6 protein-coding genes are annotated in these 8,657 nt (G+C 42.8%); 1 reads left to right on the plus strand and 5 read right to left on the minus strand.

The genetic code is table 11. The features are described 5' to 3' along the window. The first annotated feature begins 158 nt into the window (after positions 1-158). Positions 159-1,535 (plus strand): ATP-binding protein, encoded by a 1,377-nt coding sequence (locus tag ACQRBJ_RS15385; RefSeq protein WP_445304147.1) that lies wholly within the window; start codon positions 159-161, stop codon positions 1,533-1,535. Between the two features lie 438 nt (positions 1,536-1,973). On the opposite strand, the gene ACQRBJ_RS15390 is transcribed toward ACQRBJ_RS15385, so the two are convergent. The 5 genes from ACQRBJ_RS15390 to ACQRBJ_RS15410 form a co-directional block, all read right to left on the minus strand. Beyond that, the gene (locus ACQRBJ_RS15390; protein ID WP_441934516.1) at positions 1,974-2,249 is read right to left on the minus strand and encodes a type II toxin-antitoxin system YafQ family toxin; all 276 of its coding nucleotides are present in this window, start codon (positions 2,247-2,249) and stop codon (positions 1,974-1,976) included. Next, positions 2,246-2,446, minus strand: coding sequence for a hypothetical protein (locus tag ACQRBJ_RS15395; protein WP_441934514.1), 201 nt, complete (start codon positions 2,444-2,446; stop codon positions 2,246-2,248). The genes ACQRBJ_RS15390 and ACQRBJ_RS15395 overlap by 4 nt, the downstream gene beginning before the upstream one ends. A 933-nt stretch (positions 2,447-3,379) precedes the next feature. Continuing rightward, positions 3,380-4,519 (minus strand): OmpA family protein, encoded by a 1,140-nt coding sequence (locus ACQRBJ_RS15400; RefSeq protein ID WP_445304148.1) that lies wholly within the window; start codon positions 4,517-4,519, stop codon positions 3,380-3,382. A 40-nt stretch (positions 4,520-4,559) separates the two neighbouring features. Continuing rightward, complete coding sequence (locus ACQRBJ_RS15405; RefSeq protein WP_445304149.1) at positions 4,560-4,970, minus strand: hypothetical protein; 411 nt, start codon at positions 4,968-4,970, stop codon at positions 4,560-4,562. Between the two features lie 107 nt (positions 4,971-5,077). After that, on the minus strand, positions 5,078-8,560 hold the full coding sequence (locus tag ACQRBJ_RS15410; RefSeq protein ID WP_445304150.1) for a coiled-coil domain-containing protein: 3,483 nt from the start codon (positions 8,558-8,560) through the stop codon (positions 5,078-5,080). Positions 8,561-8,657: the final 97 nt, after the last annotated feature.

Genomic DNA, 8,657 nt, shown 5'->3' on the forward strand with positions numbered 1-8,657 from the left:
GGACAGGTGGGGCAAAACACCGGAATAATTCCTCTTTTTACCCCTCATTATATCGGAATAATTCCTATTTTTACCCCTAAAAATGAAAGAAAAAGTCCTGAAAACTTGCGTAATTCCTTGAAAATAAGTATCTTTGCATCGGATAAAGCGAAAAACTTATGTTAGAACGTAAATTTACAGAAAGTTTGGAGAAATTTCTCCTCCATGAAACCCGGAAGATTCTGCTTGTCAATGGAGCTAGGCAGATAGGAAAATCGTATCTGATAAGATATGTAGGAAAGAAACTTTTCAAGCATTTTGTTGAGATAAATCTCAAGGCAGACCAAGAAGGAGATGGCATTTTTAAAACAGTAAGGAGCAAGGAAGACTTTTACTTGCAGTTGGGTGCTATGGCAGGTAACAATCTTGGAAGCAAGGAAGATACGCTGGTATTTCTTGATGAAATCCAGAGTTATCCTCACTTGATGACTATGCTTAAGTTTCTCAACGAGGATGGCAAATACCGATATGTGGCAAGTGGCTCCCAGCTGGGTGTCGCCTTGTCGCAGACCCCTTCTGTGCCTATCGGAAGCATCGCTATCCAACAGATGTATCCTCTTGATTTTGAGGAATTCCTGTGGGCGATGGGTTGTGGAAAGAAGGCGATAGAGAGCATGCGTCAGAGTTTTCTGGATAAGAAAGCCTTGAATGAGTCGATGCACAACTATATGCTCCAGCAGTTTAAGATTTATCTGCTAGTGGGAGGAATGCCAGATGCCGTCAATAAATTTCTTGAAAATAGGAATATGGCTCAAGTGCGCAGTATACAGCGGGATATTCATGCACTTTATAGGGTAGATGCATCGCAGTATGATGATGAACGCAAGCTTGTTATCAGAAAGATATATGATATGATTCCATCGAATATGGAAAACAAGAAAAAGCGTATCATCGTAAAGAACATCGAAGGCTTGAAGGCGCATAAGCAGTTTAGCGACTACGCTGAGGAGTTTGAATATCTTACGAATTCTGGGGTAGCTTTATCGGTGCAGGCTATCAGCAATCCGAGTTTCCCGCTGATTGAGTCGGAGAGCAAGAATTTGCTGAAGCTCTATATGAATGATGTGGGTTTATTGACCAATATTCTTTATGGTACGAATATCAATGCGGTGTTGAGGGACGAGCGGAGTGTGAATCTGGGAGCAGTATATGAGTCTGTCATAGCTCAGGAATTTCATGCTCATGGTTATGAGCTTCATTATTATGATAACAAGCAGAAAGGTGAGGTGGATTATCTGATAGATGATTACAGGAATCTGACAGTTTTGCCAGTGGAAATCAAGTCTGGTAAGGATTATAGGGTGCATAGTGCGCTAGATAAGTTTCTGGATACCCCTGAATATCATATTCATGAGGCTGTGGTGCTGAGTAATGAGCAGAAGGTTTATACGGAAAATGGCATCACTTATATGCCTATATATTACTGTATGTTCTTTAATAATGAGATAGAAGACTCTAATCTGGTAATTCCAGAGATTCAGATGCCAGACATGTAAACAGAGTCCCACACGGATCTCACGGATTTTTTTACCTTTAAAAGTCACGCAGATTGCGCAGATGATGCAGATTTTTTATCTTTTTACTTTTTTACCTTTAAATAGCTCTTTTACCTTTAAAAGTCCCCAGGCGGTCCCATCCCGCAAAATATGGCGAGGGCTTTGATGCCCCGCCAACCTTAGAGCGAAGCGGTTCTGAGCACCGGAGGGCGGTTACATCCCCTGTCCCCTGAGGGGAAAGGGGCTTGGGGAAAGCGGTGGAGCCCTCCTTGGCTAAGGAGGGACGGGGTGGATCGAAAAGCTCCCTCTTTGGCTAAGGAGGGACGGGGTGGATCGAAAAAGACAGCACTGCAGGGCGGTTACACCCTCTCGTACCTGAGGTTTCCGATCTAAACAAGGATTACTGAAGGGGGCATAAAGACTATGTAAGGGTGATTTTTAGAAGACATCACTATGAGAACCGGTATTAGTCATTACCAATACCAAATCCTCATTATTTTGTGTCCATATCAGCAACCAATCAGACATAATATGACATTCCCAGCTTCCTGCATATTGCCCAGATAGTTTATGCGGTTTATATTCAGAAGGTAATTGTCCTGTCTCTTCGAGTAAGCGAATTACCTTCTTTAGCTTTTCCATTGGAAGATTACGTTTTTTACAACGTTTCACATCCTTCTGAAAGTGTTTGGTAGCTATGATTTTGTATTTCATATTCCCAACTTTTCGAACATATCATCAGCACTTTTATACTCAGTAACTCTACCATGGCGAATATCATCCATTGCTTCCTCTATACCGGATTTTTTCTGATGATTGGGAACAATTACGACACCTTTCATTGACTCAAGTACCTTCTTAAGTCCTGCCATAACACTTTTGTCCTCCACTTGTATAGTTAATGTTGCCATAATCTTTTATTTATAAACGTTTAACTTTAGTTGCAAAAGTACGTTTTTTTCTTGAAACCACCAAGAAAAAAGCAAGAAATCTTCAAGTTATCAACCAATTATCCAATAAGCAGCCCTTCTAAAGTCCCGCAGTTCTCACAGATTCCCGCAGATTTTTTCTTTTACTATTTTACCTTATAAAAGTCACGCAGATTGCGCAGATGACGCAGATTTTTTACCTTTTTACTTTTTTACCCTTTTACCTTTAAAAGTCCCACAGATTTCACAGATTCACACAGATTTTTACCTTTTTACTTTTTTACCTTTTTACCTTTAAAAGTCACGCAGATTTCGCAGATGACGCAGATTTTTTACTTTTTTACCTTTTTACTTTTTTACCTTTAAATAGCTCTTTTACCTTTAAAAGTCCTTGTCCCCAGGCGGTCCCATCCCGCAAAATATGGCGAGGGCTTTGATGCCCCGCCAACCTTAGAGCGAAGCGGTTCTGAGCACCGGAGGGCGGTTACATCCCCTGTCCCCTGAGGGGAAAGGGGCTTGGGGAAAGCGGTGGAGCCCTCCTTGGCTAAGGAGGGACGGGGTGGATCGAAAAGCTCCCTCTTTGGCTAAGGAGGGACGGGCTGGATCGAAAAAAACAGCACTGCAGGGCGGTTACATCCCTTGCCCTTTTGGAAAGGGCGAGGGCTTGGGAGTGGGTTAAGGACCCTCCCGCAGGGGAGGGACAGGTGGGGCAAAAAACACCTCTTTGTCAAAGGAAGAACAGGCAGAATCAAAAAAGCACGAATGAATTTCCAACTAACTTTTCGAAAAGAAAGAAACGAAAAAGCGAGGCTTCTTGAAAAAGAAACCTCGCTAAAAGCATGGATTCAGGTAAGCTTTACAGGCTTGCCCCGAATCCTGAATTAGTGATAAATAATATTTGGCACAAGCCAGATATTATTTAGCAATCATGATGGATACTCTGTTCTTGTCATTCTCTGCGAATGGCTGAACACGAGCACCCTTTGACTCTTCTGTGATGCGCTCAGCAGGAATGCCATAGCGCTTCTCCAACATCCAGACAACGGCAGCAGCACGTTTGGCAGCGATGCGGTCGTTCACTCTGTCATTACCAGTACCCTTGTCAGCATAACCGGTAACAACCACCTTTGCCTCAGGATACTTCACCAGGAAGTCGATGACCTCGAGGATCTTCTGGTTCTCCTTGGCAGAAATCTTGTTAGAGTTGATGGTGAAGAAGATATCACGACGGATTTCCTCTACCTTCTTCTCTACTACAGGTGCTGGAGCAGGTGCTGGCTCCTCAACCTTCTGAACTGGTGCTGGAGCTGGTTCTGGTTCTACTGGCTTCTCCTTCTTGGTAGCACTCTTGCCCAGGTTGATGCGAAGACCAGCCAAAGCATTGAAATACCAGTCAGGATTACCTGCCTTCTTAGAGTTGTACTTGTCTGAAATGACATTGGCGTTACCCTCAAGCATCAGACTGACAGACTTGCTGACCTTGAACGCCAACTCAAGACCGGCACGACCGTAAGGGCGAACCTTGGTACCATCCCAGAGATACTCCAGGTTGTAGGCATTCATATTCTTCATGGTTGCAGCCAACTCATTCACTTCGTCGTTATCCCAGGCGATGTTAGCACCTGCACCAGCGAAGGCAGTAACGTTCAGCACACGGTTAGGGTTCCAACCGCAGAAGAGATTGCTGAGGTTGAACATGAAGTCAACACCAGGAGCCACATATTTATATTTATACTGAGCGTTATAAGGAGTCTCGCCCTTCTGAGCGCGGAATCCAGCCCAACCGCCCTTGCTCTGCCAACCGTTAGCCTGCAGACGCATGCCGAAGACAGGAGAGAACTGGTAGCCCAGACCCAACTGAACATTAGGAGAGAGCAGGTCACCGAACTTAGCCTCACCGAGTGTATACTGAGCACCACCCTGCAGATCCAGGAACCAATGCTTGTTGAAAGTATACTCATCACCGTTCTGGTCGGTGTAAGTAGCCTGTGCCATAGCCGATGTTGTGCCGAGGGCCAACAACGAAGCAGCGAATAATGATTTCATTGTATTCATAATCATGTTCTTTATTGATTAATAAATCGGGATATCTACCTTATTTATTCTTCTTTGGCTGGTGCTTTTTGGCGAACTCAACACCTTCCTCCAATTCCTTCACCTCTTCCTTGGTCATTGGAGCAGTCTCCAACTTCTTGTTAGGATCGTAAACTGCATTCATTACATGACCCTTCTTTGGAATCAGCTTGATGAGAACTGCCTTAACAGGTTCATCAGAAAGTTCACCGATGTAGTGAACCACTGCAGAGTCGCCAGCCATCACAAAGCCATTGTCAAATGTAGCCTGCTTGTAATCGAATGTAACCTGATGGTCATCGATGATAGTAAGAAGAGTAGAATCTGTCATCTGCTTGATACTGACATTAGTACTCTTAATCTCTTCGCTGCAGGCATTGAAAGAGAGAATGGCAATAAGACAGACAGTAATTATAGATAATAATTTCTTCATCTTATAAGTAAAAAATAAAGGGGGCGCTCAAAACTGAACGCCCCCAATGAATAGTATCTTATTTACATTGTGGAGCTTATCACTCCTAACTTGTAAATCGTTTCAAATTACTTCTTGATGTAGAATGGCAATACAATCTCCTTAGTGTTACCGAAGCAATCCTTAACAGTGAAGTGGATATTGCCTGCAGTTGTGCTAGGAGCTATAGTGCTTTCTGCACGCTGTGTAAGAACAATCTTAGAGCCATCAAACTCTGCAGAGAAGTGAGGATTAACCTGAGTATTGTTCTTGTCGGTTGTGTAAACCTTACCATACTTGCCATTTACAACTTCTACTACATTTGCATCGATAAGACCACCGAATGACTTGCCATCAGCAATCAAAGCACCTGCAGGAAGCAACTTCAAATCACTAATTTCAGTCTGGAGGTTAGCCAAATCCAAGTCAGCGCCACCGTCACCAGTAGCCTTCCATGTTACGACGTTCTTACCATCACCATCACCCTTAGTACCTGTCCAAGTAGACTTGAGGGCAGTCTTCACAGCAAGAGTCTTCATCCAAGAGCAGTAAACAATCTTCTCTGAAGATGCAGAAGCTACAGGATATTCATGTACTGGCTCGTAGTGCTTTGTTTCCTTGTTGTACTGCTTAGAAATGTTATAGTAAATATAGTTAGCAGCAATTGTACGCTCAGTCTTGTTATCTACCAAGTTATTCTTGCCATTTACTACACTCAATACGTAAGGAACATCAGCCTTAGCTGAAACAACATTCTTCTTCTCTGCATCGTATGTACCATTTGATACATTGAATGAGAACTTACCAGCTGTACTAGCCTCGAAGAGGTCAGCACCCTTCCAAGTGTTGTTGTTGTCGATAATCAAGAGGTTGTTCAACTTGAATGAACCGCCCTTGTTGTCAGAACCAACTGTATAGTCACCACCTTCTGGGATGATATATTCAGGAGTCTTGCTGTAACCATCACGATAGCAGAATGTAGGAGCTGCAGTAGGCATAACCTTTGTGAATGATGCTGTTACATTGCATGCCTCAGCTGTAGCACCAGAAATATTCTTTGTCAGTGTCATTGAAGCATTGTAGGTCTCACCGTCAACGAATGCCTGAGGATTGTTCAATACGAACTGGATGTACTTAACATCTTTGCCCAAAGAAATGTCATTCTTGTCCTTATCGAAGTACTTAACAGTAAAGTCTCCCCAAGATGGAGTCTCTCCAGCTACATCCTTCTCAGAAATCTTCCATGTTCTCGAACCATCGAAATCTACCTTACTGAAATCTGCGTCAATCAAGTTAGATACGAATTGTGTAGGAGTTGCCATATCAAGTTCTGCCTTAGCGTTTGCAAGAGGCATCTCTGTCTTAACGTCTCCAACTGCTACATAGAATGAACGTCCATCTGGGTCATACAAAGTACCATCATAGTTTACTGCATAAACACGGAAACCAATAACGTCGCCCTGTACATTTCCAAGATTTTCAATTCTAATTTTACCCTGGCTACCCTTAAACAACTCTGCAGGAACATATGCTCCACCATTCTTATGGTAACCTACTCCCTTATAAGTATAAGAGTTCCAAGCATTCAACTCAGATGGTGCAGATTCCTTTGCAAATGCCTCATCGAGAGTTACGTAGAAGCCCTTAACACCCTTCAGCTCAGTATTAGAGAAGTCAATAGTGATATCCTTACCCTTTTCTACAGCCAGGATGTTTTTCCACTGACGGCAATCTCTACTCTCATCATCCCAATCTGGACGGTTTACAGCATTAATCTTAGTTGCATCATCATTTTCTGTTACAACAGTTGTTGCAGCATTATTCTTCCATACCAATTCTGGAACATTACCTGTATAAGTGCGAGTCTCTGTATGGTAATAACGGTTGCGGATATTTGCTACAGAATTAGTGTTTACCTCGAAGTCCCAAGCGTGCTGTGCATCTGATGTACTCAAATCTACACCGAACTCTGAAGTTACACGACGTGTATTAGCATCCTCAGCCTTATCTGTTGTATTATAAGTATTCTTTACAGCAACAGAATAAAGGATAGAACGTGTTTGGCCATACTCATCTTTTGTAGCAGCTGCAGCCTCGAAATTTTCGCCCAAATCCTTAGCTTTGAACTTAACTACCCAAAGACCAGTATTTGCACCTTCAGCACGAGTATAACCCATAAGCAACTTATCGTATCTATGAACCTCTGTAACATCGATAAGGTCATTAAGTTCCTTGCCCTGAGAGTTCATCAAAGAAACATTGCTTGTAGTCAATACTGCATCAACTGGAGATACACGAATCAACAAGCTATCCTCACCTGCATAGTACTTACCTTCCTCAAACTTCAACTGTTCTGTGGCTACACCAGCCTGAGCAGGGAATACATTGTTCTTCTCTGCTGCCTGTACAAACTTCAAAGTTCTATTGAAACCAGAATAGTTTGGCACGGCGAAGTTATACAACTGAACGTCAGTTACCATAGTAGAGTACTGACCGATGATGTCCTTCAACTTGTTCTCGATGTTGTCAACACGTGTCTTCAAGCTTGTTGCATCTGGAGTATCCTGGTTAAGGAGAGACTCAATGCTGCTCAAGCGACCATCAAGAGCTGCAAGACCAGTCTTGTCGTTAGTCAACTGAGTATTGATAAGTTCGATAGCAGCCTTAACTGTGTTCTTTGCAGAGAAGCCCGTACCAAGAAGGTCATTGATATTATTGACAGCTGTCTCATTAGCATCAGCCTTAGCCTGTGCATTTGCAGCAGCAGTTGCAGCAGCAGTAGCAGCGTCAGCAGCCTCAAGTGCCTTCAAATAAGCCTTACCTTTCTCAGACTCAGCTTTATCAGCCTTAGCCAAAGCATTTTCTGCTGTTGTCTTTACAGCATCGAGTTTGGTGTTAATGTCTTTGATATCACCTTTCTTCAAAGCATCGATAGCTTCGTTAATTTTTGTCTGAGCATCAGCTGAAGTAATACAGTTCTCGAGTTTACCAAGAATCTCAACCTTAGCATCTCTGTCAGCTTTTTCCAACTTTTCGATTGCTGCATCAAGAGCAGTCTTGTCTGCCTTATTTGTCTCAAGAGCAGCAATAGCAGCCTCACGAAGTGTCTTCTCTGACTCGAGCTTAGCTTCAAAGTTTTTAGTCAAGTCATTCTTAACCTCTTCAATTGCAGCCATTGCATCAGTCTTAGCTTTGTCAGCAGCAAGCTTTGCAGCCTCTACATCTTTCTTCAACTGAGCGATGTCGCCAGTCTTGAGAGCCTCAATAGCATCATTGAGTGACTTCTTTGCTTCATCTACGTAAGAAACCTTAGCGTAGTCAGCCAAGATTTCCTTAACCTGATCAAGAGTAGCCTTGCTGTCAGCAGTAGCCTTAACCTCAGCCAACTTTGTCTCAAGAGAGCTGATGCCAGACTGATTAGAAGAAATCAAAGCCTGGAGCTCTGACACCTTCTGCTTTAGATCGTCAGCAGAAGCAAGCTTGTCGATCTGACCTTGCAAGTTGCTGATGTCATCATCATAATCCTTACAAGAAGTAAATGTACTCATGGATGCCACTGTAAGTGTACCCATAAGCAGCGCGCTTAAATACTTTCTTTTCATACGATAAAATTTAATTAAAAATATTAATTGTTAACTTTAAGTTCTATGCTTGTAATCTCTAATCTCC

Source organism: Prevotella sp. SGI.167, from assembly GCF_050313615.1.
Lineage (GTDB): Bacteria > Bacteroidota > Bacteroidia > Bacteroidales > Bacteroidaceae > Prevotella.